Annotated in this window: 25 protein-coding genes; 24 read left to right on the forward strand and 1 reads right to left on the reverse strand. The window is 38.4% G+C overall.

Annotation, left to right across the window (positions count from 1 at the left end; translation table 11 throughout):
• Positions 1-4: 4 nt before the first annotated feature.
• The 12 genes from RVY80_RS05830 (at position 5) to RVY80_RS05885 (ending at position 11,984) form a co-directional block, all read left to right on the forward strand.
• Positions 5-982, forward strand: a complete 978-nt coding sequence (locus tag RVY80_RS05830; RefSeq protein ID WP_295187817.1) for a 3'-5' exonuclease — start codon at positions 5-7, stop codon at positions 980-982.
• A gap of 14 nt (positions 983-996) precedes the next feature.
• Positions 997-2,397 carry an aminopeptidase gene (locus tag RVY80_RS05835; RefSeq protein WP_295187819.1) on the forward strand — a complete coding sequence of 467 codons (1,401 nt, stop codon included), beginning with the start codon at positions 997-999 and terminating at the stop codon, positions 2,395-2,397.
• Positions 2,390-2,788 (forward strand): hypothetical protein, encoded by a 399-nt coding sequence (locus RVY80_RS05840; protein WP_295187821.1) that lies wholly within the window; start codon positions 2,390-2,392, stop codon positions 2,786-2,788. Before RVY80_RS05835 ends, RVY80_RS05840 begins: the two co-directional genes overlap by 8 nt.
• Before the next feature lie 222 nt (positions 2,789-3,010).
• Positions 3,011-3,994 (forward strand): ABC transporter substrate-binding protein, encoded by a 984-nt coding sequence (locus RVY80_RS05845; protein WP_295193678.1) that lies wholly within the window; start codon positions 3,011-3,013, stop codon positions 3,992-3,994.
• 34 nt (positions 3,995-4,028) lie between these two features.
• Positions 4,029-5,012 (forward strand): ABC transporter substrate-binding protein, encoded by a 984-nt coding sequence (locus tag RVY80_RS05850; RefSeq protein ID WP_295193681.1) that lies wholly within the window; start codon positions 4,029-4,031, stop codon positions 5,010-5,012.
• A 47-nt stretch (positions 5,013-5,059) separates the two neighbouring features.
• Positions 5,060-5,932, forward strand: coding sequence for an ABC transporter permease (locus RVY80_RS05855; protein ID WP_317329927.1), 873 nt, complete (start codon positions 5,060-5,062; stop codon positions 5,930-5,932).
• Positions 5,933-5,945: 13 nt separating this feature from the next.
• Entirely contained in the window at positions 5,946-6,743 is a 798-nt protein-coding gene (locus RVY80_RS05860; RefSeq protein WP_295187832.1) for an ABC transporter ATP-binding protein, read from the forward strand.
• Positions 6,744-6,970: 227 nt separating this feature from the next.
• Complete coding sequence (gene rpsO / locus RVY80_RS05865) at positions 6,971-7,237, forward strand: 30S ribosomal protein S15 (protein ID WP_295187835.1); 267 nt, start codon at positions 6,971-6,973, stop codon at positions 7,235-7,237.
• A gap of 193 nt (positions 7,238-7,430) precedes the next feature.
• Positions 7,431-9,500 (forward strand): polyribonucleotide nucleotidyltransferase, encoded by a 2,070-nt coding sequence (locus RVY80_RS05870; protein WP_317329928.1) that lies wholly within the window; start codon positions 7,431-7,433, stop codon positions 9,498-9,500.
• Between the two features lie 23 nt (positions 9,501-9,523).
• Complete coding sequence (locus tag RVY80_RS05875; protein WP_295187840.1) at positions 9,524-9,967, forward strand: dCTP deaminase/dUTPase family protein; 444 nt, start codon at positions 9,524-9,526, stop codon at positions 9,965-9,967.
• A gap of 207 nt (positions 9,968-10,174) precedes the next feature.
• Positions 10,175-10,708 carry an NUDIX hydrolase gene (locus RVY80_RS05880; protein ID WP_295187842.1) on the forward strand — a complete coding sequence of 178 codons (534 nt, stop codon included), beginning with the start codon at positions 10,175-10,177 and terminating at the stop codon, positions 10,706-10,708.
• A gap of 106 nt (positions 10,709-10,814) precedes the next feature.
• On the forward strand, positions 10,815-11,984 hold the full coding sequence (locus RVY80_RS05885) for a phosphopentomutase (RefSeq protein WP_295187844.1): 1,170 nt from the start codon (positions 10,815-10,817) through the stop codon (positions 11,982-11,984).
• Positions 11,985-12,131: 147 nt separating this feature from the next.
• On the opposite strand, the gene rpsT is transcribed toward RVY80_RS05885, so the two are convergent.
• Positions 12,132-12,392 carry a 30S ribosomal protein S20 gene (gene rpsT / locus RVY80_RS05890; RefSeq protein ID WP_295187847.1) on the reverse strand — a complete coding sequence of 87 codons (261 nt, stop codon included), beginning with the start codon at positions 12,390-12,392 and terminating at the stop codon, positions 12,132-12,134.
• A gap of 197 nt (positions 12,393-12,589) precedes the next feature.
• On the opposite strand from rpsT, the gene polA reads away from it, so the two are divergent.
• From polA to truB, 12 genes are all read left to right on the forward strand, one after another.
• A complete protein-coding gene (polA, locus tag RVY80_RS05895; protein WP_317329929.1) occupies positions 12,590-15,226 on the forward strand; it encodes a DNA polymerase I in 2,637 nt (878 codons plus the stop codon).
• A gap of 9 nt (positions 15,227-15,235) precedes the next feature.
• Complete coding sequence (gene coaE, locus RVY80_RS05900; RefSeq protein WP_295187853.1) at positions 15,236-15,835, forward strand: dephospho-CoA kinase; 600 nt, start codon at positions 15,236-15,238, stop codon at positions 15,833-15,835.
• A gap of 94 nt (positions 15,836-15,929) precedes the next feature.
• Positions 15,930-16,493, forward strand: coding sequence for a lytic transglycosylase domain-containing protein (locus RVY80_RS05905; RefSeq protein WP_317329930.1), 564 nt, complete (start codon positions 15,930-15,932; stop codon positions 16,491-16,493).
• A complete protein-coding gene (locus RVY80_RS05910) occupies positions 16,477-17,136 on the forward strand; it encodes a hypothetical protein (protein WP_317329931.1) in 660 nt (219 codons plus the stop codon). Before RVY80_RS05905 ends, RVY80_RS05910 begins: the two co-directional genes overlap by 17 nt.
• A gap of 129 nt (positions 17,137-17,265) precedes the next feature.
• A complete protein-coding gene (locus tag RVY80_RS05915; RefSeq protein WP_317329932.1) occupies positions 17,266-17,724 on the forward strand; it encodes a ribosome maturation factor RimP in 459 nt (152 codons plus the stop codon).
• Positions 17,725-17,748: 24 nt separating this feature from the next.
• The gene (gene nusA / locus RVY80_RS05920; protein WP_317329934.1) at positions 17,749-18,825 is read left to right on the forward strand and encodes a transcription termination factor NusA; all 1,077 of its coding nucleotides are present in this window, start codon (positions 17,749-17,751) and stop codon (positions 18,823-18,825) included.
• Entirely contained in the window at positions 18,825-19,094 is a 270-nt protein-coding gene (gene rnpM, locus RVY80_RS05925; protein WP_295187868.1) for an RNase P modulator RnpM, read from the forward strand. Before nusA ends, rnpM begins: the two co-directional genes overlap by 1 nt.
• Complete coding sequence (locus RVY80_RS05930; protein WP_317329936.1) at positions 19,084-19,392, forward strand: L7Ae/L30e/S12e/Gadd45 family ribosomal protein; 309 nt, start codon at positions 19,084-19,086, stop codon at positions 19,390-19,392. Before rnpM ends, RVY80_RS05930 begins: the two co-directional genes overlap by 11 nt.
• Before the next feature lie 17 nt (positions 19,393-19,409).
• The gene (gene infB / locus RVY80_RS05935) at positions 19,410-21,962 is read left to right on the forward strand and encodes a translation initiation factor IF-2 (protein WP_317329937.1); all 2,553 of its coding nucleotides are present in this window, start codon (positions 19,410-19,412) and stop codon (positions 21,960-21,962) included.
• Positions 21,963-21,971: 9 nt separating this feature from the next.
• Complete coding sequence (gene rbfA, locus RVY80_RS05940; RefSeq protein ID WP_317329938.1) at positions 21,972-22,322, forward strand: 30S ribosome-binding factor RbfA; 351 nt, start codon at positions 21,972-21,974, stop codon at positions 22,320-22,322.
• 27 nt (positions 22,323-22,349) lie between these two features.
• Positions 22,350-23,291, forward strand: a complete 942-nt coding sequence (locus RVY80_RS05945) for a DHH family phosphoesterase (RefSeq protein WP_317329939.1) — start codon at positions 22,350-22,352, stop codon at positions 23,289-23,291.
• Positions 23,291-24,220, forward strand: a complete 930-nt coding sequence (gene truB / locus RVY80_RS05950; RefSeq protein ID WP_317329940.1) for a tRNA pseudouridine(55) synthase TruB — start codon at positions 23,291-23,293, stop codon at positions 24,218-24,220. Before RVY80_RS05945 ends, truB begins: the two co-directional genes overlap by 1 nt.
• Positions 24,221-24,222: the final 2 nt, after the last annotated feature.

The following is a 24,222-nucleotide window of genomic DNA, read 5'->3' on the forward strand; positions in this document are numbered from 1 at the left end:
TTATATGAATTATGTAGTCTTTGATTTGGAATGGAATCAACCCTTTGGTAATGATATTAGTTTTATGAAGCATACTAAAATGCCTATTAGTGGTGAAATTATCCAAATTGGCGCAGTAAAACTCAATGAAGACTTACAAATCATCGACCAATTTTTAGTGATGGTAAAGCCTAAATATTTAACTCGAATGCATAAGCATGTACGAGAGTTAACAGGTATTAGCAATCAGGATTTAAATACAGGTGTGCCCTTTAAAACGGCATTCGTACAGTTTGATTTATGGTGTGGTGACGATTGCATCCTCCTATCTTGGGGAAGCGATGATGTAACTATGCTTCGTGAGAATATTGTATTACACAAAATTAAAACGAACCGATTAAGTTCTTGGGTAGATGCACAATTATTATATGCTTATGAACGTCATGGCAATTCTGAACAAGTATCTGTACAACGAGCAATGGCGGATTTACAAATTTCTCCTGGTAATTTGACAGCCCATAATGCATTACATGATGCTATATTTACAGCTGAGATTTGTCAAAAAATATCTTTTAAACAAGGATTATTACATTATGAAGATATACGGAAATTAGGTCCCAATCCATTTTTATTTCCCCCTATAATATCGTTTTTCATTTATGAGAACTTTCAAGAAAAGAAACGTATTCTCTATGATAAACGTATTCGAATATCCTATTGTCCGTATTGTCAGAAGGAATTGACAATGCTAAAGCCGGAACGACAGCAGGGAGATAAATTTTTGGCACTTGGACATTGTCCTACTCATGGTGCATTTGCTATTCAATTACGGATTGGTAAATACACAAAGAAAAATAATATTACGAATTTTTTTGTTACTAAAACGATTACGCATATGACGGATGAAATCCGATTAGTATATGAAGAAAAGGCCCGCATTAATCGTGAAAAGGAAGAACGATATTTAGCGAAGTTGCAGGCTCAACAAGTAGAAGAACATTGATAAAGGAGATAAATATGGAAAGAAAATACGCATGGCATGAATATACTGATGCTGATTTACAAGCAGTCGCTATATTGGGCGACCAATATAGAGCATTTTTAGATAATGGTAAAACTGAACGTCAATGTGTGACACAATCTGTAGTAGCCGCTAAAGCAGCAGGATATAGAGATTTAAAAGAATTTATTGCTAATGGTACCGAAATTAAAGCTGGAGATAAAGTATATTATACACATATGGATAAATCCATTGCATTATTTAATATTGGTACGGATGATATTGAATTAGGCATGAATATTTTAGGTGCTCATATTGATTCTCCTCGTATTGATGTAAAACAAAACCCTCAATACGAAGATAGCAATTTAGTATTCTGGGATACACATTATTATGGGGGTATCAAAAAATACCAATGGGTGGCTATGCCATTGGCCATTCATGGTGTTGTTGTAAAAAAAGACGGAACTATCATTAACCTATCTATCGGTGATAAAGAAAACGATCCGGTGTTCTGTATTACGGATTTGCTTCCACATTTAGGGCAAGAACAAATGGAGAAAAAGGCAACGAAAGTAATTGAAGGGGAAGCCCTTGATTTATTAATTGCTAGCCAACCTGTGAAAGGTGAATTAAAGGATGGGGTTACACAATTTCTAAATATTATCCTCGAAAAAGAATATAACTTTACAGAACAAGATTTACTATCTGCTGAACTTGAAATCGTGCCTGCCGGTAAAGCACGTGATATGGGCTTTGACCGTAGTATGATTATGGCCTATGGACAAGATGATCGTGTATGTGCTTACACATCTTTAGTGGCTATGCTTGAGGTGGAATCTGTAAAACGTACAACTTGCTGCCTATTGGTGGATAAAGAAGAGATTGGATCTGTTGGTGCTACTGGTATGCAATCTAGATTCTTTGAAAATGCCTTAGCAGAAATTCTTGAGTTGATGGGGAAAACTAGTGCTTTGAGTGTACGTCGGACATTGGAAAAATCTCGTATGCTATCCTCTGATGTTAGTGCAGGCTATGATCCTTTATATGCATCTGCTTTTGAAAAGAAAAATGCATCGTATCTTGGCATGGGCGTAGTATTCAACAAATTTACAGGGTCCCGTGGTAAATCTGGGTCCAATGATGCGAATGCAGAATATATGGGCTTTATTCGTCGCATTATGGACGATAACAATGTAACATTCCAAACGGCAGAACTTGGCCGTGTTGACCTTGGTGGGGGCGGTACTATTGCTTATATTATGGCATTATACGGTATGAATGTTATAGACTGTGGTGTAGCTGTTTTGAGCATGCATGCACCATGGGAAGTGACAAGTAAAGCCGATATTTACGAAGCAAAAAAATGTTATGTAGCATTCTTGAAAGCAGATGATAAGGATTTAGGCCATGAGTAAACACGAAGAGTTAGACTTAGCAACAATTCAAAAAACATTTGATGAAGTGAAACAAGAGGAATCAAAAGTTAAAACTGTGAAAGTAGATATTTTTGATGTTCCAGAAAATGAAGTAGAAGAATATAAGAAAATCCGAGAAGAAGTAGCAACTGCAGCTATGGATATTATGAAACCTTATTGTGTATCTGTGAAACGAGAAACACTAGATGCAGAAGAAGGAGAGGCTGTCGTAGGCTATTATATAACTGGTGAAATTTTGATGGCGGTTATCCTTGATCCCTTTGAAGTGCCAGTGATGAAGGTTGCTAATGATAAAGGAAAATTAAAGGAATATATTTTTGCTGCTAATGAATTAACTGAAGAAATGATTCATTCATTACAGTCTCAATAATCTAGAAGTAATCATTGTTTGATGTTACACTAACGAAAAGTATGATAATCTATTTAGATGATGTTTTGCTGTCAATATTAAAAAGTAATTTTACTAGGTTAAAAGTACATCCATATTGGACAGTCGTATAAAAAATATCGTACGATTCATTGATACAATGACGAATACATATTATAATAAAAGTATTATTGTTGTCATTGTAAGGCGGAAAGGGGTTTTCCCATGAAATGGAAGAAGGGCTTAGCCGTTGCCATCAGCGCTATTACATTAGCTGTTGCTATTGTTGGTTGCGGTAATGATGCACCAAAAAAATCTGATGGTCAATATAAGGTGGGGGTTGTCCAACTTGTTGAACATCCAGCGTTAGATGCTGCTAACAAAGGATTTGTTGATGGATTAGCATCTAAAGGTTTTAAGGATAAAGTTGTGATTGATCAACAAAATGCACAAGCTGATCAATCTAACTTGAATAGTATTGCGCAACGATTTGTATCTGATAAAAAAGATTTAATCTTAGCCATTGCTACACCAGCTGCGCAAACTATGGCAAATGCAACGAAGGATATTCCTATCCTTGGCACTGCTATTACTGATTATGAAAGCTCTAAGCTCGTTCAATCTAATCAAAAGCCAGGTGGAAATATATCTGGTACAAGTGATATGAATCCTATTAGTGAACAAGTAGACTTGATTCTAAAGGTGGTACCAAAAGCAAAGACAATTGGTGCTATTTATAGCTCTAGTGAAGTAAATTCACAAATTCAAATTGATAAGATGAAAGCATATGCAGAATCTAAAGGTTTGAAGGTTGTGGAAGTCACAGTTTCTAATGTTAATGATATCCAACAAGCTGCACAAAACCTTGTATCTCAGGGCGTAGATGCAATTTATGTACCAACTGATAATGTTGTGGCTTCTGCTATGGGAAATCTAGTAAGTATTACGGATCCTGCTAAAATCCCAGTATTTGGTAGTGAAGATAATCAGGTAAAAGGTGGCGCTTTAGCGACATATTCTGTTGATTACTATCAACTTGGGTATCAAACTGGTATCATGGCAACAGCAATTCTTTCTGGTGAAAAAAAGGTATCTGATATGCCTATCGAAGTACAAAAAGAATTCAAATTAGTTGTGAATAAAGAAAAGTTAAATACATTAGGTATTACATTGCCAGAAGAATTAAAAAAAGAAGCACAAATGATTTAATCATTGTGTAACATAACTTATAGGAGGACATACTATGAATTGGAAAAAAAGTCTTGTTATTGCATTAAGTGCCATTACCGTAATGGCAGCTGTTGCTGGTTGCAGTTCTGATAAAGCAGCAGACGATAATGGTCAAAAAAAAATTGGGGTTATTCAGTTAGTTGAACATCCTGCATTAGATGCAGCTAATAAAGGTTTTGTAGAGGCATTAGCATCTAAAGGTTATAAAGATGGGGATAAAATCAAAATTGATCAACAAAATGCTCAAGCTGATCAATCTAACTTGAATAGTATTTCTCAACGATTTGTATCCGATAAGAAAGATTTAGTGTTAGCGATCGCTACGCCTGCAGCACAAAGCATGGCAAATGCAACAAAAGATATTCCTGTTGTTGGTACAGCTATTACCAATTATGAAATCGCTAAATTAGTTCAATCAGATGCTCATCCAGGTGCTAATGTTACTGGTACATCTGATGCAACACCGGCAGAACAACAATTAGATTTAATTCTTAAATTAGTACCTAATCTTAGAACAATGGGTGTAATTTATAGTTCTTCTGAAGTGAACTCACAAATTCAAGTAGACGAAATGAAAAAATTAGCAGCTGCTAAAGGTATTACTGTAGTTGAATCTACTGTTTCTAATGTTAACGACATCCAACAAGCTGCCCAAAATTTAGTAAACCAAAACGTACAAGCTGTATATACTCCAACAGATAATGTATTAGCATCTGCTATGGCTAACTTAGCATCCATTACAGATAATGCTAAAATCCCAGTATTTCCAGCTGATGAAGGAATGGCTAAAACTGGTGGTGTTGCATCCTACTCTGTTGATTATTATAAACTTGGATATCAAGCAGGTTTAATGGCTGCTAAAATTTTAGCAGGTGAAGCAAAACCAGCTGATATGGCGATTGAACATCAAAAAGATTTCAAATTATATATCAATGATGAACGTGCACAAAAATTAGGAATTACAATTCCTGAAGAGTTGCGTAAACAAGTGAAATAATAAATAGGGGGGCGGTGACGCCTCCCGTATTTTTCGAGGAGGATTCCATGTTAGAATTAGTGGTCGGTACCATAACGCAAGGGTTATTATGGTCACTATTAGCCATTGGCGTTTTTATTACTTTTAGAGTATTAGATATTGCAGATTTAACAGTAGAAGGTACATTCCCAATGGGGGCCGGTATCTCTGCAATCTTATTAACAAATGGTGTAAATCCATTTGTATCTGTACTAGCGGCAGCTATTGGTGGCATGCTAGCAGGTGCAGTAACCGGTTGGATTCATACGAAATTAAAAATTCCCGCATTATTAGCCGGTATTTTAACAATGATTGCATTGTATTCTGTGAATTTACATATTATGGGTAAAGCGAATATTTCTTTACTTCGCGTTGATACTGTATATTCCTTGTTAGGTAATTTATTCTCTACACCAACAATGTGGACGGTTGCCATTGTCGGTCTTGGTGTGGCAATTTTAAGTGGCCTCGTGTTACTTTGGTTCTTCGGTACTGAAATTGGGGCTGCATTACGTGCTACAGGTGTCAATCCTCAAATGATTCGTGCTCAAGGTGTGAATACAGATACTATGATCGTATTAGGTCTTTTAATTTCTAATGCCTTCGTGGCTGTCTCTGGTGCTTTGATTGCGCAAAGCATCGGCTTTGCTGACGTTGGTATGGGGATTGGTACTATCGTTATTGGTTTGGCCTCTGTTATCATCGGCGAAGTATTATTCGGCGTAAAGTCCTTCGTGCGTAGTATGGTAGCTGTTGTACTTGGTTCTATTGCATATCGTATTGTTATTGCCTTGGTATTGTACCTAGGTATGCCACCAAATGATTTGAAATTATTTACTGCAGTTTTAGTAGCCATTGCGCTTTCACTTCCTACGTTGAAAGCAAAATGGTTAGCTCGATAGGAGGCGTTGCTATATGTTAGAAGTAAAAAATATGGTAAAAACCTTCTTTAAGGGTACTGTAAATGAAAAAACAGCTCTTCAAGGCGTAAACCTAAAGTTAGAAGAAGGCGATTTTGTTACTGTTATCGGTGGTAATGGTGCTGGCAAAAGTACGCTTTTAAACTCTGTGGCCGGTGTATTCCCTATAGATGAAGGTGAAATCCTTATCGGTGGTAATGATGTTACAAAAATGCCAGAATACAAACGTGCTAAATACATAGGTCGTGTGTTCCAAGATCCTATGGTGGGAACAGCTGGGAATATGCAAATTGAAGAAAATTTGCTCTTGGCATTACGTCGTGGCAAGAAGTTGGGATTAAAATGGGCTTTTGTACCAGAAGAAAGGGAGTTCTTTAAGGAACGCTTATCCTTACTTGGTTTAGGGTTAGAAGATCGTTTAACAGCTCGTATGGGCCTTTTAAGCGGTGGTCAACGCCAATCCATTACATTGCTTATGGCAACGATGTTAAAACCTGAATTACTATTGTTAGATGAACATACGGCAGCGCTTGATCCTCGTACTGCAGAAAATGTATTACAACTAACGGATAAACTCGTACAAGAACATAACTTGACGACATTGATGATTACTCATAACATGAGAGATGCCCTTCGTTTTGGCAATCGTTTAATCATGATGAACGCGGGTCAAATCATTTTTGATGTACGTGGTGATGAAAAGAAAAATATGACTGTACAAGATTTGCTTGAACGTTTCTCTGTGGCAGCAGAAGGTGCTGTTAGTGATAGAATGATGCTAGCAAAAGACTAAAAGGCTATTGTATGGTCATTTCGTAATAATGCTTATATTCAGCACATAGCAGATATGGCAAAATTACTGGTAAAAGTAAATACAAAACACTGATAAACCCTTTACAAATGTAGAGGGTTTATTGTATACTCAATAAGGTTATTACACCAATCGTAAGCGAAGTATTCGAATCTCCAACGGTTACTTGGGCTTAACGAGATGTATATTTTTTAGGAGGAAACATTAACATGTTAACTACAGAAGCAAAACAAGAAATTATCAAATCCTTTGCAACTCACGAAGGTGACACTGGTTCTCCAGAAGTACAAATCGCGATTTTGACTAACCGCATTGTATATCTTACAGAACATTTGAAAGAACACAAAAAAGATCATCACTCCCGTCGTGGTTTGTTGAAATTGGTTGGTCAACGCCGTAACATGCTTGACTACCTTCGTCGTAAAGACATCGAACGTTACCGTTCTATCTTGGAAAAACTTAACTTGCGTAAATAATTGCGTATTAAAAAAGCGGCCTCGGTCGCTTTTTTTGTTTACCCTTTACATGTTACTAGTGGAAATTAGTTTTACAAGTTAGGGATACATTTCATTTTCACCAACGACGTATAATATGTTATGGTAAAAAGAGTGGCGATTTGATACAATAATAAGGTATATAATGAATGTGATATAAATAGGAGGAACTGGAATGGAACAATTCCAAATGGATTTATCTGGTCGTACCCTTACCATTGAAACTGGGGAATTAGCTAAACAAGCAGGCGGTGCCGTTATGGTACGTTATGGTGATACAGCTGTATTGGTAACAGCTACGGGTTCTAAAGAAGCGAAAGATATCGATTTCTTCCCACTCACTGTAGATTATGAAGAAAAAATGTATGCTGTAGGTCGCATCCCTGGTGGCTTTATTAAACGTGAAGCACGTCCACCAGAAACAGCAATTTTGAACAGTCGCTTGATTGACCGTCCAATCCGTCCTTTATTCGATAAAGGCGTTCGTAACGAAGTTCATGTAGTGGCTACTGTTATGTCCGTTGATTATGACTGTGATCCTGCTATTTGTGGCATGATTGGTGCTTCTGCAGCGTTGACTATTTCTGATATTCCTTGGAATGGTCCAATTGCAGGCGTACGTATGGGTCGTGTGAATGGTGAGTTCGTAGTTAACCCTACAAAAGCACAATTAGAAGAGACTGACCTTAATGTTGTTGTAGCGGGTACAAAAGACGCTATCCTTATGGTTGAAGGTGGCGCTCAAGAAGTTCCGGAAGAAGTATTGTTAGAAGTAATCATGGCTGCTCACGAAGAAATAAAAAAAATCGTGGCATTCCAAGAAGAATTCCAACCTAAGGTAGGTAAAGTAAAACGTGAATTCCCTAACAAAGACGTTCCTAAAGAAATCGTAGCAGCTGTTAAAGCATTTGCTCATGATAAATTAGATGCAGCTGTTCGTTGTGCTGATAAACAACAACGTGATGAGCAAGAAAATGCTGTTCGTGCAGAAACTTACGAACATTTCGAAGAAATCTACCCTGAAAACATGAACGATGTACGTCTTGCTTTCGACAAATTGGTGAAAGAAGTTGTTCGTCATATGATCACTGTAGAAAAAATTCGTCCAGATGGTCGTCAATTAGATGAAGTGCGTCCAATTACTTGCCGTGTTGGCGTATTGCCTCGTACACATGGTTCCGGTTTGTTCACGCGTGGTCAAACACAAGTATTGAACATTACTACATTGGCACCATTGTCTGAAAAACAAACAATTGATGGTATCGGTATCGATACTGAAAAACGTTACATCCATCACTACAATTTTCCATCCTTCTCCGTAGGTGAAACTCGTTCTTCCCGTGGTCCAGGGCGCCGTGAAATTGGTCATGGTGCATTAGCTGAACGTGCATTGGTTCCTGTTATCCCAAGTGAAGCAGATTTCCCATATGCAATGCGTCTTGTGTCTGAAGTATTAGAATCCAATGGTTCTAGTTCTATGGCCAGCGTATGTGGTAGCACATTGTCCTTGATGGATGCTGGTGTGCCTATTAAAGCTCCTGTAGCGGGTATCGCTATGGGCCTTGTTACAAAAGACGATCACTACACAATCCTTACTGATATTCAAGGTATGGAAGATGCGTTAGGCGATATGGACTTTAAAGTAGCAGGTACTGCTAAAGGTGTTACAGCGATTCAAATGGATATCAAAATTTCCGGTTTATCCCGTGAAATCTTGCATGAAGCTTTGGAACAAGCTCACAAAGGTCGTATGCACATCATGGGCATTATGATGGAAACTATTAATGCTCCTCGTGAAAGTATGTCTGCCTTCGCACCTCGCATTATCACAATGAACATTAACCCAGATAAAATCCGTGACGTAATCGGTTCTGGCGGTAAAGTGATTCGTAGTATCATCGAAGAGACGGGCGCAAAAATTGATATCGAAGATGATGGTACAATCTTCATCGCTGCTACTGAACAATCTAGTGCAGATAAAGCGATTGAAATTATCACTAACTTGACTAAAGAAGTAGAAGTTGGTGAAGTATACATGGGTAAAGTCACTCGTTTAATGGCTTTTGGTGCTTTCGTAGAAGTATTGCCAGGTAAAGAAGGCTTGGTACACATTTCTAAATTAGCGAAAGAACGTGTAGAAAAAGTAGAAGACGTAGTAAATGTAGGCGATGAAATCATGGTTAAAGTTATCGAAATCGATAAACAAGGCCGTGTAAATTTGTCTCGCAAAGATTGCCTTAAATAATCGACCTTGCTAGGAGATAGATCATGGATATTAGAGGTTTTGAAGTAGTATCTTCTTTTGAAGACGCACAAATTAATTTACCCCAACGTACAACAGCAGAAAGTGCTGGTTACGATATTGAATGTGCTGAAACAGTGACAATCAATCCGGGTGAAGTGAAAATTGTACCTACTGGTATTAAAGCTTTTATGGCCTATAACGAATTCTTGGCTATCCACATTCGTTCTAGTATTGGTATCAAACGTCATATTATGTTGGCCAACTGCACAGGCATTATCGACAGTGATTATTACAATAATGAAGATAATGAAGGACATATCCTATTGGGCTTGTATAATCTTGGTACAGAAGCGGTTACTTTGGAAAAAGGTGAACGCGTTGCACAAGGTATTTTTACAAAATATCTTGTGGCCAATGATGATGAAGCTAATGGTATTCGTCGTGGTGGTATTGGTAGTACAAACTAAATAATCTAGGCTCTCTTGAGGTTATCCTTGGGAGAGTCTATTTTTGTGTTACAATAGTAATAGTTATTAATTAATTTGTATATGTGTATGCATCACTATAATCTAAGCGTACAAGTAGTTGATTGATTGGCTTAGGATGATTAATTATTTTCTTGTGCAGAGATATTTTAAAAGTCCATAAGGACATACATGAAAGTAGGCAAACAGATGGCAGTAAAAAAAGAAATTCAAAAATCCTCGGAGTTAAAATTTGATGGTAAACTTATCAAACTTACCTATGATATTGCAGAGGTGAATGGCAAGGAAGCATGGCGTGAAGTAGTACATCATCCTGGGGCCAGTGCAGTCGTAGCTGTGGATAATCAAGGTCGCGTTGTCATGGAGCGTCAATACCGTTATGCACTTTCAAAAGCGTTATTGGAAATTCCTGCTGGTAAATTAGATGGCCTAGAGGATCCAATGGAATGTGCAAAGCGTGAATTAGCAGAGGAAACAGGTTATCGTGCTACTGAGTGGGTATCATTAGGTGCTGTAGCAACGAGCCCTGGATTCTGTAATGAAGTGATTCATTTATATTTAGCCAAAGGATTGACTATGGGGGAAACGAACTGGGATCCAGATGAATATGTAGAACTGGAATACTACACGGTAGATGAATTACTAGAAGCCATCAAAAACGAAGATATCAAAGATGGTAAATCCTTGGCAGGTTTAATGTTGGCTATGCCATATTTGAAATAAATTGGTTCTTTTAACCGATGGTATTTATTGGGATGCAAGCTATTTAAGTTGTGTCTATTAAGAATGTGTCATTGGTCTAGTAAATCGGTTTTCTTAGGAGGTCAGTATGTTTAAACGAATTATCCTCATCGTTATGGATAGTGTTGGCATTGGTCATGGTATTGATGCTGAAAAATTTGGTGATGCAGGTTCGAATACAGTAGGCCATATTGAAGATGTGGCAGGACAAATCCACTGTCCGACATTGCACTCCCTAGGTTTTGGTCGGATTGCAGATATAGCACCTATGGATATACTTGTGGTGGGTGCTTATGGCCGCATGCAAGAGGTGAGCACTGGTAAGGATACGACGAGTGGGCATTGGGAAATGATGGGGCATCCTGTGGAACAGCCATTCCCTACATTTTATGAGGGATTTCCAGATGAGGTAATGGAGGCTTTCACTAAAGAGACGGGGTATGGATATCTCGGAAATGAGGTGGCATCGGGAACGGAAATTATTGAACGACTCGGTGTGGAACATATAAAAACGGGCAAACCTATTATTTATACATCGGCGGATTCCGTATTTCAAATTGCCGCCCATGAGGATATCATTCCCCTAGATAAGCTCTATGACATGTGTCATATCGTACGTGAAAAAGTTTGTATCGGTCCCTATTATGTAGGACGCATAATTGCTCGTCCCTTTGTGGGAACGCCAGGTCATTTTGTGAGGACCTCCAATCGTCATGACTATAGTCGCATGCCGGAACATACAATGATTCAAGAATTGCTGCAAAAACATAACCTACAGACTATTGCTGTAGGTAAAATAGGGGATATTTATGCGCATGTAGGTTGGTCTGAATCTCATCCAACGAAATCAAATGCCCATGGCATGAATATGGTGCCATATTTGATGGAGAATGCCTTTACTAAAGGTCTTATGATGGTGAATTTGGTAGAATTTGATTCCCTCTATGGTCATCGTCGTAACCCAGAGGGCTATAAACGTTGCATTGAAGACTTTGATTATCAATTAGGCGGTTTATTGCCATTGTTGCGTGATGATGATCTTTTGTTGATAACTGCGGACCACGGAAACGATCCAACCTGGGTGGGTACAGATCATACACGTGAACTGGTACCAGTTTTAGGATATAATCCGACTTGGACTGAACCCATCGAGTTGGGAGATAGACATTCCTTTGGAGATGTTGGGAAAACTATTGCACATAATTTTGGCATTACCTCTGAACACATTGGGGAATCATTTCTTGATGCATTAAGGTAAACGTGAAAGCACCATACATATACAACGTACTCTAAGTAGGGCGTGTGCATGTATGGTGCTTTCTATATGGGAAGTCATATATTGTAATTTAGGGTATAAAAAAAGACCGCATCCGCCGGACGAGGTCTTATATTTTATGCGCTATTCTTATAAAGCGTTAACTTTAGCTGCAAGATTGGATTTTTTACGAGCTGCAGTGTTTTTATGAAGAATACCTTTGGAGGCTGCTTTATCAATTACGCTAGTAGCATTAACAAGTGCTTGTTTTGCTTCTTCTACTGCGCCTGCTTGAACAGCTTCTACAGTTTTGCGAGATGCTGTACGGATTTGAGATTTCACAGCGGAGTTCTTCGCACGACGTTCTGCATCGGTTTTTACGCTTCTGATACTGGATTTAATATTTGGCAATTGAGTCACCTCCTTATGTAACTTATTACTATACCTGAATTATTATATCACAGTGGACTAGGTTTTGCAAGAACTTTTACTAGGTCTGTAAAAGTATTTTATATAACCTATCTAATTATACATGATTCTAGATGAACTGTCACATGAATATAGGCATTCTATGGTATAATAAGGTTTACAGATATGCGAGGTGTACTATGAAAAAATTAATGATTATAGATGGCAGTAGTTTATTATTCCGTGCGTTTTTTGCACTACCACCGCTTAAAACTGCGTTAGGTGTTCCTACAAATGCAGTGTACGGATTCTTGACGATGCTCATCAAATTATATGAAGAAATTAATCCAGATTATATAGCGGTAGCCTTTGATAAAGGTCGTCAAACATTCCGTACGGAAATGTATAGCGAATATAAAGGTAACCGTCCTGATGCGCCAGAGGATTTGCGCCCTCAATTTAGCCTAATTCAAGACGTATTAAAATCATTAGGTATATGCGTAATAGAACAAGAGGGTTTTGAAGGTGATGATATCCTTGGTTCATTGAGCAAACAATTTGGCTCTGATGAGCTGACTATTGCTATTATTACTGGTGATAGAGATAATCTACAACTAGTTGATAAACATAGTTCTGTATTCCTTACAAAAAAGGGTATCTCTGACATGTTAGAGGTAACAGTAGAGAACATGGAGGAACTCTATGGCTATGGCCCAGATAAGATCATCCAAATGAAAGCCCTTATGGGGGATTCTTCTGATAATATTCCTGGTGTACCAGGTGTAGGTGAAAAAACAGCCCTTAAATTGATTACCGAATATGGTGATTTGGAATCCGTATACGAGCATATGGAGGATATTTCTGGTAAGAAGTTAAAAGAACGATTAGCAGAAAATAAAGAATTAGCATTCCTATCTCGTGAATTGGCTACCATAAAAACAGATATGGAATTGGATTATAAGCTAGAACAATTTATACAACAGTTCCACGGCTCTGAAGTAAAACCAGTGTTTGAGAAATTAGGTTTTACTAAATTAACGCCGCGTATTATGAAAGCCATGGGTGAGGATGAGGTTGACTTAGGTGGTCAAGATTCCCTATTTGGAATGGCTACAGAACCTGTTGTAGTGGATACATTAGATGCTAGTGCCTTAACAGCCGATTATTATGCAGATAAGGATGTAGCCATTCATGTGTTATTGGATGGTAAGGCGCCATTTAGAACTATCAAAGATGCATATTTATATAATGGCACTGATGTGGTGCACGTATCTGGAACTGATGAGGCGGGACTTTCACAAGTACTAGTCACATTGCAACAGGCTAAACATGTCATAACCACACAGGCTAAGGAATTATTAGAGGTGTTTGGTCAATCTGCACCAGCAGATATCGCTATCCTCGGTGATGATGAGGCGCCTCGCGTATACGATGTGTCCTTGATGGCCTATTTGCTAGATCCTACGCGCACAAATTATGGGTATGTGTATCTCTGTGAACGTTTTGAAGTACCTATGATTAGTCCAGCCGGTAATGAACAAGAATACATTTCCATGGCTCAAGCATTATACGCTATGTACCCTAATACATTGGCTGCTATAGAGGAAAACCAATTAGGATCCTTGTATCAAACAATTGAATTACCATTGATTCATACATTATTGGTGATGGAGAAACATGGTATTTACATTGATACTGAAAAATTGCAATATACCACAATTCGATTCAAAGCGGAACTCGCTGAAGTACAAGCTGATATCTATGAATTAGCAGGTGAAACATTTAATATTAATTCTCCAAAACAATTGGGCGTCATTTTATTCGAAAAAATGAATTTACCGGTTATCAAGAAAACGAAAACTGGTTACTCTACGGATGCAGAAGTACTAGATATGCTCCGCAATGAAAGCCCTATTATAGAGAAAATTTTGTCCTACCGCACGATTGCTAAGCTGGTATCTACGTATTTAGAAGGTTTGGCGGTTTTAATTAATCCCACAACAAAACGCATTCATACCACATTTAACCAAATGGTAACCGCCACAGGACGTTTGAGCAGTTCGGAACCGAATTTACAAAATATTCCTGTTCGCACTGAAAAAGGTCGTGAAATTCGCGCACTATTCTATCCAGGCGAAGGTTTCGACTCTTTGGTAAGTGCCGATTACTCTCAAATCGAATTGCGTATTTTAGCACATCTATCCGGTGACGAGGCGTTGGTGAAAGCCTTCCAAGAAGGTCAAGATATTCATAGATTTACCGCTGCTGAGGTGCTAGGTAAAGCGCAAGACGACGTAACGAGTGAAGAACGTTCTCATGCAAAAGCTATTAACTTCGGTATCATCTACGGTATCAGTGACTTTGGATTGTCTCGCGATTTAGGCATTACGAGAGCAGATGCAAAAAATTACATTAATCTCTATTTTAGCCGTTATCCAAAGGTAAAAGCCTACATGGATGCCATGGTACAAGAGGCGCATGAAACTGGTAAGGTTCGCACTATGTTTGGACGTATTCGTGAGCTGCCAGATATTAACAGTCGTAACTTTAATCGTCGTTCCTTTGCTGAACGCACGGCTATGAATACGCCAATTCAAGGTTCTGCCGCGGATATCATCAAGCTTGCCATGAATAAAGTAGAACAAAAATTAGAAGCAGATAAATTTACATCTCGTTTATTGCTACAGGTGCATGATGAACTTGTTATCGAAGCCGTAGCGAGTGAAGAAACACAAATTATGGAACTTTTGAAAACAACGATGGAAGAAGTTGTTTCATTGCAAGTACCATTGATTGTAGATGTACATAGTGCAGAAAATTGGGCCTTAGTAAAATAAAGGATTTTTATGTTTAAATTAGGTATTACTGGCGGTATAGCGTCTGGTAAAAGTACAGCTGTAGCTTGGCTGAAACAACAACATATACCTTGTATCGATGCTGATATGGTAGCTCGTGAGGTAGTAGAACCGAATACACCAGGCTTGCAGGCTATTGTGAAGCATTTCGGTGACACTGTGTTACATACAGATGGTACATTACATCGTGAAACCTTGGGGCAAATAGTCTTTCACAATGACAATGAGCGCCTAAAACTCAATGAAATCCTCACGGGTTATATTAGGGCGCGAATTATGGAACTAACGTGTCAGTATGAACAGAATGGCGAGGCATTAGTCATGTATGATATTCCTCTCATGATTGAAGGCTCTTGGCATACTATGATGGATGCTTTATGGGTTATTTATGTGACGAAAGATACACAGATTAATCGTTTAATGCATCGTAATAACTATTCTAGAGAGGATGCATTAGCTCGCATTCACAGCCAAATCTCATTAGATGAGAAACGTGCATATGCTACCGTGGTCATTGATAATAATGGAACCGAGCAAGAGTTGTACAATCAATTGCAGAGTGCATATACTAGATTGAAGGTAAACCTTTAATTCATATTGCTCTATGCACAACATGGATTACATGTTTAACGTATAGTAGTAATTCGATTATATACATATACTATCTAAATTGGAGCAATCGTTTATGAAAACCACAACCCTCACAGCGTGGGCGATGATTATATTGGGGACCTATTATTTTATTTATGGGGAACCATATATAGCAAAACATTACGCGTATCCCTTTGAGCATCGCGCTACTATAGAAGCAGTGGCTAATACCAATAAAATACCAGCTTCTCTTGTAGCTGGTGTTATCCTAGCGGAGAGTAAATACAAAGAATCTGCTGAATCAGATCGAGGTGCATTAGGTTTAATGCAATTGATGCCTGAAACGGCGCATTGGATTGCGGAACAAATGAATCAGCCTAAAATGACTGATACAGATATTAAGGCTCCAGCTACTAATATTCAGTTAGGTACTTGGTACTTAGGTTATTTAATGGAGGAATTCAATCATAATGAAGTTCTCGCATTAGCCGCTTATAATGCTGGCCGAGGCCATGTGGAGTCATGGATGGAAGAGTATCAATGGGATAAAAATTTTAATGACATTGATGCAATTCCATTCCCAGAAACTCGATTGTATGTTCGTAATGTGTTGAAATATCAAGAAAGATACGAAGAATTATATGGACAAGATTATTGAAGCTTGTAAGGATTTAGATTATAGCTGGATGCCGGAAAGGATTGGCAATTTTAACCTGCACATTGATAAAACCTTACAAAATAAAGACAAAGAATATTTGCTATTTCATTATGAAAATGATTTGGGGTGGCGATGGGAGGCTCTTTACGATAAAGAAGTAGAGGATTATACCGTTCATATAAATATGCCACTTTTTGAATTTGTAGATATTAGTTTCATCGCTGTAGAGGCAGACAAGTTTTGGGAAGGTCTACAAGCACGCTGTGTTCAAGAATTAACAAAGATGCTCATTGATCCTCAGCAAAATTTCTCTCATGCTTATAAGGTAAAAGGTCTTACTGAGTGGAATTATGCTGAGGCATTACCACCAGTAATTGGTAACTTTACATTAGACATTGACCCTCATAATGGTATACGCATGATTAATGGGTCATACATCATTGCAGAATACCGTAAAAAAGGTGAAAGAACGGGATTAATTGTATTCTTTAATGTACTGCGTGATGAATTCTTTGCTGAACTACGACATAAAAATCACCCAGAGATAGATCATTATTTAGATGCAAAAACAATCCCAGAATTGGAAGCGGTATTGCTAAAACATGTGCCACATATTTTGGAAGACTTAGAAACACGCATTTAATTTGTATATTCTCATATAGTATGCTATACTATATATGACTTTTATATAAATCTTTACGGAGAGTGGGCTTTTGTCCACTCTTTCATTTATGATATAGGGAACGTGTAAGACATCAAGGAGGCGATGGCTATGAAAAGAGAGGCTGTAGAGGAGTTTGTATCCTCTGTTGTTGAAGGTATTATAGCCGGAACAGAAATGGAACTGGTTGATGTAGAATATGTACGTGAACGCGATTGGTATTTACGTGTATATTTGGATAAACCAGGTGGGATTGATTTGGATGATTGCCAACTAGTAAGTGAGCAATTAAGTTCAAAGCTAGATGAAAAAGATCCTATTTCGGACAATTATTTGTTAGAAGTATCTTCTCCAGGTTTGGATAGAGCTCTAAAAAAAGATAAGGACTTTATCCGTTACAATGGCCGTGACGTAGATATTCAATGTTTCAAACCAGTACATGGTAGTAAACAATATACAGGAGCATTACAAGGTTTCACGGATGACACTGTTGATATTTTGATCAATGATGAAGTTGTAACTTTTGAACGTTCCACAATTGCACAAATTAGATTACATCTTGATTTTTAAGCAACGTTAATGGAGGAATACTAAGTGAGTCAAGAATTAATTCAAGCGGTTATGGTCTTAACCAAAACTAAAGGTTTTGCCCCTGAGGTCATTTTTGAATCTTTAGAAGCTGCTTTATTACAAGCCTATCGCAAAGAGCCTAGCTCTAATCCAGATGCTTATGTTGAGCTAAATCGTGAAACTGGTGAATATAAAGTAATGGCTAAAAAGGAAGTCGTTGAGGCTGTAGAAACACCAGAAACACAAATTAGTTTAGAGGATGCTCGTCAACAATCTCCTCGTTTTGAAATTGGCGATGTAGTAGAAATGAATGTAACACCAGCGAACTTTGGTCGCAGTGCTGCGCATACAGCGAAACAAATGTTGATTCAACGTTTGAAAGAAGCGGAACGCAGTGTAGTTTTTGAAGAGTACTTCAGCCGTGAAGGCGATATTATTACTGGTATCATCGAACGTGTAGAAGGTAAGAATGTATATATCAATCTTGGTAAAACAGAAGCAATTTTACCTCCTACAGAACAGATTGCTACAGAGACATATCGTGAAGGGGATCGCATTAAATGTTATATCGTAGAAGTTAAGAAAACTACGAAAGGTCCTCAAATTATGATTTCTCGTACACATCCTGGTTTGTTGAAACGTTTGTTTGAACTAGAAGTACCTGAAATATTTGAAGGCGTTGTAGAATTAAAATCTGTAGCTCGTGAGCCAGGTATGCGTTCTAAAATTGCTGTATACTCTCGTGATGAAAACATTGATCCAGTAGGCGCTTGTGTAGGCCAAAAAGGTCAACGTGTTCAACATATTGTGGACGAATTGCATGATGAAAAAATTGACATTGTGAAATGGGATGAAGATCCTGCTATTTACATTGCCAACTCTCTTAGTCCAGCAAAAGTCGTTTCCGTTGATGTAAACGAAGAAGAAAAAGCCTCTCGTGTGGTAGTTCCTGATTATCAACTTTCACTAGCCATCGGTAAAGCCGGTCAAAATGCCCGCCTTGCTGCTAAATTGACAAACTGGAAGATTGATATTAAATCTGAAACACAAGCACAAGAAGAACCATTTGAACCATATGCAAGTGGTGCAGGTGAAGCATAATGAAGCAAAAATCTCAACCTATGCGCACTTGTGTAGGCTGTGGTGAGGCAAAGAGCAAACGCGAGTTAATTCGTGTTGCTATGAGCCCAGAAGGTGAGATTAGTATCGACCGTACCGGCAAAGCGCCTGGACGCGGTGCGTATATGTGTCCCTCCTTGGATTGCTTTGAAAAAGCCTACAAGGCAAAGAAACTTGAACGATCGTTAAAACATCAAGTGTCTAAAGACATTTATGAAGCATTACGAACGGATTTGACAAATGAATCATAAAATAATTAATCTCTTAGGTCTTGCTCAACGAGCTGGCAAACTTACATCTGGTGATTTTATCGTTGAAAAATCAATTAAAAAGCGTGATGCCAAGCTGGTATTTCTCGCAATAGATACTGCTAGCAATAATGAAAAGAAATATAAGGAACTCACTACAGCGTGTGGCGTGCCTGTAATTCAAGTCTTAACTAAAAAGCAATTAGGACAAGCCATCGGTAAAGAAATGCGTGTCGTTGTAGCCGTAGAAGATGATGGTTTCGCAAGAGCTATGCAAAGAGAACTTACCATAGAAGACTAAGATAAGGGGGAATGTAGATGTCCAAAAAACGCGTACACGAAGTAGCCAAAGAATTTGGCGTAGATAATAAGCAAGTCATCACCATCTTGCAACAACATAATATTCCAGTAAAAACTCCACTAAACAGTGTAGATGATAATGCCTATGCTATTGTAAAACAAGCATTGTCTAGAAAAGGTGAAACACAAAAAGCAGTTCCACAACAAAGCGGAGCATCAAAAACAGAGGCGGTTCATAAAGAGGCTCCTAAAGCTCAACATACTGAAAAACAACATGGCTCTAATGGCCATAAACAAGAGCAACATAAACAAGGTGGCAAACCACAAGAACAAAAACAACATGGCAAACAATATAACCAAAAATCTGGTTTCCGTCATGTTCAAATCAATGAGCCTACCAATAAAAATAATAATGCTCATGGTAACAACCAAGGTAAGCCTCAAAACCGTCCGAACCAACAAACCCAACAAGGCAATAATCGCCCTAATAATGGACAACAACGTCAAAACGATACTCGTAATAACGACAATCGCAACAATGACAATCGTTCTAATAACAATCGTAATAACGATAATCGTCCAAACAACAACCGAAATGCGGACAATCGTCAAAATGATACGCGTAACAATAACCAATCTGCACGTAGCGAACAACCAAATCGCAACGATGAGCGTCGCAACAAGAAAAACAAAAAAGGTAGCCAAAACCGTCCTCAATCCTTGTTGTCTACATCAATGCAGAAAAAGAAAAATCGCGTAAAACAACGTAATGAACAATACATCCAACATAAAGAGGAAGAAAAGCGTAAAGCAGAATCTGCTATTGCTACTGTTATTGAATTAAGCGGTCCTCTTAGTGTTAAGGACTTGGCTGAAAAAATGGGCCGTGAGGTGTCTGAAATCATCAAAAAATTGATGCTATTAGGCGTTATGGCTACTATTAACCAAGAAGTTGATGTTGATACAGCTACAGTTGTAGCTGAAGATTTTGGTGTAGAAGTAGTAGAAGTAGAACCTGATGAAGATCCTACAGAAATTCAAGAAATTGAAGATGCTCCAGAAACATTGAAACCTCGTCCACCAGTTGTTACCATCATGGGTCACGTTGACCATGGTAAAACATCTCTCTTGGACGTTATCCGTCAAACTAATGTAACGGCATCTGAAGCCGGTGGTATTACTCAACATATCGGTGCGTACCAAGTTCGTTACAATGATAATAAAATTACATTCCTAGATACTCCAGGCCATGAAGCGTTTACCGCTATGCGTTTACGTGGTGCGAAATCTACTGATATTGCAGTTCTCGTAGTTGCCGCTGATGATGGTGTAATGCCTCAAACGATTGAAGCCATCAACCATGCTAAATCCGCTGGTGTACCAATCATCGTTGCCATCAACAAAATGGATAAACCTGGTGCTAACCCTGACCATGTAAAACAACAACTGTCTGAACATGGTATCATGCCAGAAGAATGGGGTGGCGATACAATCATGGTTCCTGTATCTGCTAAACAACGTATGGGCATTGACGATTTGCTCGAAAATATCTTGTTAGTGGCAGAAGTTATGGAATTAAAAGCTAACCCTAATCGTCGTGCCCAAGGTATCGTTATCGAGGCACAATTGGATAAAGGTCGTGGTGCTGTATGTACAGTATTGGTACAAAAAGGTTCCCTTCGTGTAGGTGATACTATTTTGGCTGGTACATGCTACGGTAAAGTGCGTGCTATGACAAATGAACGTGGCGAAAAAGTAAAAGTAGCTCGTCCTTCCATGCCAGTAGAAATCTTAGGTTTCTCTGAGGTCCCTCAAGCGGGTGAAATTATCGATAGTGTAGAAGATAATGAAGCACGTACAATCGCTGAAAAACGTATTGCAAAACAACGGGTTCAAGAATTACAATCTTCCCATAAAATTACATTGGATGATATCTTTAACCAAATTCAACAAGGCGAGTTGAAAGATTTAAACATCATTATCAAAGCTGACGTTCAAGGCTCTGTAGAAGCATTACGTCAATCCTTGGAATCCATCAAAAATGATGAAGTTCGCATCGTTATCGTTCATGCTGCGGTTGGTGCTATTAACGAATCCGATATCATGTTGGCCTCTGCCTCCAATGCTATCGTAATGGGCTTTAACGTTCGTCCAGATGCGAATGTACGCCGCGTAGCAGAACAAGAAAAAGTCGACTTACGTACGTACCGTGTTATCTATGATGCTATTAATGATGTGGAATCTGCGATGCGTGGTATGCTTTCACCAGAATTCAAAGAAGTCGTGGTGGGCCGTGCCGAAGTTCGTCAAGTCATTTCTACACCAAAAGCGATTGTTGCTGGTTCCTATGTAACAGAAGGTCGTATTACTAACGACTCTGAAGTACGTTTGATCCGCGATGGTATTGTAGTATTTGAAGGTAAAGTAGATTCCTTACGTCGTTTCAAAGATGAAGTAAAAGAAGTTAAAACTAGCTTTGAATGTGGTATTTCCCTTGAAGGTTATCGCGATGTCAAAGAAGGTGACGTTATTGAAGCCTTCTTGATGGAAGAAATCAAACCTCAATTATAGGAGGCCCTTATGAGCGATGTACGAGTAAGAAAATTACAAGAATTTATTAAACAAGAAGTAAGTAATATGTTGATGCGTGGATTGAAAGATCCCCGCATCGGCTTTACTACAGTTACCGATGTACAAGTGACTGGTGATTTGCGTCAAGCTACTATTTATGTTAGCTTGTTTGGCAGTGACAAAGAAAAAGAGGATACCCTCATTGCTCTTTGTCATGCAGCGGGTCATATCCGTACCGAACTCGGTAAATTATTACATTTGCGTCATACCCCAGAGATTACCTTTGATAAAGATACATCTCTTGATTATAGTATGCACATTGAATCCTTATTGAATGAAATCAAGAAGGACGAACACTAATTTATAAAAAAGAAAGTTGGATAGACCATGAGTAAGATTAGTATTAATCAGTTACATATGGCTCTGTCAGAAGCTAATTCAATTTTATTGACGGTACATGTTCATCCCGATGGTGATGCTATCGGTTCTATGCTCGCTTTTTACGAAGCCCTTTTGGCGCAAGGTAAAAAGGTGACCATGGTAGTGGATGATTCCATACCTGAAAAATTTTCTTTTTTATCTTATGTAGACTGCATTAAAACGGTAGAGCAATGTCAGGACCTTGATCCTATTGATATGTTGCTCGTATTAGATGCTAGTACATATGAACGAATTGGCCAAGTAGGTGCACTCTGTAGTGCACCTATTTTTAATATTGACCATCATATTTCAAATACAGAATTTGCTGATGGCCTATATTTAAAAACTGATTTTGCTGCTACTGGTGAAATCATTGCTGATTTGTGTAAAAAATGGAATTGGCCTATGACAGAGTCTATGGCAAACGCTTTATATATGGCGATTGCTACAGATTGTGGATTCTTTAAATTTAGTAATACCACAGCAAATACATTAGAAATGGCAGCTCTTTGTGTAGCTGCTGGGGCAAGACCTAATCAGATTTCTGAAACTATTGAGGCGGTGTCTGCCGAACGTTTGACATTGACAAAACAAGTGATGCAAACCATCGAATTTTATAAGGATAGCTCTGTAGCGACTATTGAATTAAATCGTGACGCTATGGATATCCTAGGGGATGATACGGATGGATTTGTAGATATTATTCGCAATGTAGATACTGTGGATATTGCTATTTTGTTGAAAGCACAAAATGACAGCATAACACGTGTGAGCCTTCGTTCTAAACGAACTGATGTGAATGCTATTGCATCACAATTTGGTGGTGGCGGTCATGTGCGTGCCTCTGGCTGCACTATTAATTTACCTCTACCGGAAGCGAAAATGGCTTTAATTAAGGTACTTCCATAATGGACGGTGTATTAAATTTTTTGAAACCTCCAGGGATTACGAGTCATGACGCGGTTGCCATTTGTAGACGCATTTTGAAAGAAAAACGCATTGGTCATAGTGGGACATTAGATCCTATGGCTTATGGCGTATTGCCTATATTTTTAGGTAAAGCAACGCGACTCATCGAATATACTGAAGGTTTTGATAAAACCTATGTGGCGGAAGGATGTTTTGGTTCTTTCACAGATACTGAGGATAGCAGTGGACAATTGGTATTGCCTGATATGAATATAGGGTTGGCTAATGGCGTTATTTTAAATCAATCGAGTTCAGACGTGTCTAGTTTGGTTCATATTTCTACTATGGATGAACTTGCTACTGTATTTGAAACCTTTCTAGGAGAACAGACTCAACGACCATCAAAATATTCTGCTATCAAAATCAATGGCATTCGTGCTTATGAGTATGCCCGCAAGGGGATTGATGTAGAATTACCAACTCGACAAATGCACATTAAATCTACAGAACTCTTGGCCTATGCATTTCCGTATTTTACAGTTCGTATTACTTGCTCATCCGGTACGTATATACGATCTCTTTTACGTGATTTCTTTGTAAAGGTTGGCATACCAGGAACGATGACACAACTCTGTCGAAGCCAAGTAGGTCAATTTTTAATTAATGAAGCGTATATGGCAGAAGAATTAATGGTACATGGGGAGAATTTAGTACAACCTGTGGATACAGCACTTTCTTTTCTTTCAAAAGTAGAGGTAAATGATGTACAATTAATAGAGATGAAGCAAGGTAAGGAATTAGCAATTACTGATGCATTTTCTCATACAGTGGTTCATCAATTGTATAGAGCCTATGGTCCTCAAGGATTTATAGGAATCATGAGGCGAACTCCACAATCGATGAAAGTGGAGAAAAATATTTTTATTTAATC

It is taken from the genome of Veillonella absiana (genome assembly GCF_032970865.1).
GTDB classification, from domain to species: Bacteria; Bacillota; Negativicutes; order Veillonellales; family Veillonellaceae; genus Veillonella; species Veillonella absiana.

What these genes read in the sequence shown, in the direction of transcription:
- RVY80_RS05830 (WP_295187817.1), top strand. Translation starts at nt 5, where the DNA reads ATGAATTATGTAGTCTTTGATTTGGAATGGAATCAACCCTTTGGTAAT.
- RVY80_RS05835 (WP_295187819.1), top strand. Translation starts at nt 997, where the DNA reads ATGGAAAGAAAATACGCATGGCATGAATATACTGATGCTGATTTACAA.
- RVY80_RS05840 (WP_295187821.1), top strand. Translation starts at nt 2,390, where the DNA reads ATGAGTAAACACGAAGAGTTAGACTTAGCAACAATTCAAAAAACATTT.
- RVY80_RS05845 (WP_295193678.1), top strand. Translation starts at nt 3,011, where the DNA reads ATGAAATGGAAGAAGGGCTTAGCCGTTGCCATCAGCGCTATTACATTA.
- RVY80_RS05850 (WP_295193681.1), top strand. Translation starts at nt 4,029, where the DNA reads ATGAATTGGAAAAAAAGTCTTGTTATTGCATTAAGTGCCATTACCGTA.
- RVY80_RS05855 (WP_317329927.1), top strand. Translation starts at nt 5,060, where the DNA reads ATGTTAGAATTAGTGGTCGGTACCATAACGCAAGGGTTATTATGGTCA.
- RVY80_RS05860 (WP_295187832.1), top strand. Translation starts at nt 5,946, where the DNA reads ATGTTAGAAGTAAAAAATATGGTAAAAACCTTCTTTAAGGGTACTGTA.
- rpsO (WP_295187835.1), top strand. Translation starts at nt 6,971, where the DNA reads ATGTTAACTACAGAAGCAAAACAAGAAATTATCAAATCCTTTGCAACT.
- RVY80_RS05870 (WP_317329928.1), top strand. Translation starts at nt 7,431, where the DNA reads ATGGAACAATTCCAAATGGATTTATCTGGTCGTACCCTTACCATTGAA.
- RVY80_RS05875 (WP_295187840.1), top strand. Translation starts at nt 9,524, where the DNA reads ATGGATATTAGAGGTTTTGAAGTAGTATCTTCTTTTGAAGACGCACAA.
- RVY80_RS05880 (WP_295187842.1), top strand. Translation starts at nt 10,175, where the DNA reads ATGGCAGTAAAAAAAGAAATTCAAAAATCCTCGGAGTTAAAATTTGAT.
- RVY80_RS05885 (WP_295187844.1), top strand. Translation starts at nt 10,815, where the DNA reads ATGTTTAAACGAATTATCCTCATCGTTATGGATAGTGTTGGCATTGGT.
- polA (WP_317329929.1), top strand. Translation starts at nt 12,590, where the DNA reads ATGAAAAAATTAATGATTATAGATGGCAGTAGTTTATTATTCCGTGCG.
- coaE (WP_295187853.1), top strand. Translation starts at nt 15,236, where the DNA reads ATGTTTAAATTAGGTATTACTGGCGGTATAGCGTCTGGTAAAAGTACA.
- RVY80_RS05905 (WP_317329930.1), top strand. Translation starts at nt 15,930, where the DNA reads ATGAAAACCACAACCCTCACAGCGTGGGCGATGATTATATTGGGGACC.
- RVY80_RS05910 (WP_317329931.1), top strand. Translation starts at nt 16,477, where the DNA reads ATGGACAAGATTATTGAAGCTTGTAAGGATTTAGATTATAGCTGGATG.
- RVY80_RS05915 (WP_317329932.1), top strand. Translation starts at nt 17,266, where the DNA reads ATGAAAAGAGAGGCTGTAGAGGAGTTTGTATCCTCTGTTGTTGAAGGT.
- rnpM (WP_295187868.1), top strand. Translation starts at nt 18,825, where the DNA reads ATGAAGCAAAAATCTCAACCTATGCGCACTTGTGTAGGCTGTGGTGAG.
- RVY80_RS05930 (WP_317329936.1), top strand. Translation starts at nt 19,084, where the DNA reads ATGAATCATAAAATAATTAATCTCTTAGGTCTTGCTCAACGAGCTGGC.
- infB (WP_317329937.1), top strand. Translation starts at nt 19,410, where the DNA reads ATGTCCAAAAAACGCGTACACGAAGTAGCCAAAGAATTTGGCGTAGAT.
- rbfA (WP_317329938.1), top strand. Translation starts at nt 21,972, where the DNA reads ATGAGCGATGTACGAGTAAGAAAATTACAAGAATTTATTAAACAAGAA.
- RVY80_RS05945 (WP_317329939.1), top strand. Translation starts at nt 22,350, where the DNA reads ATGAGTAAGATTAGTATTAATCAGTTACATATGGCTCTGTCAGAAGCT.
- truB (WP_317329940.1), top strand. Translation starts at nt 23,291, where the DNA reads ATGGACGGTGTATTAAATTTTTTGAAACCTCCAGGGATTACGAGTCAT.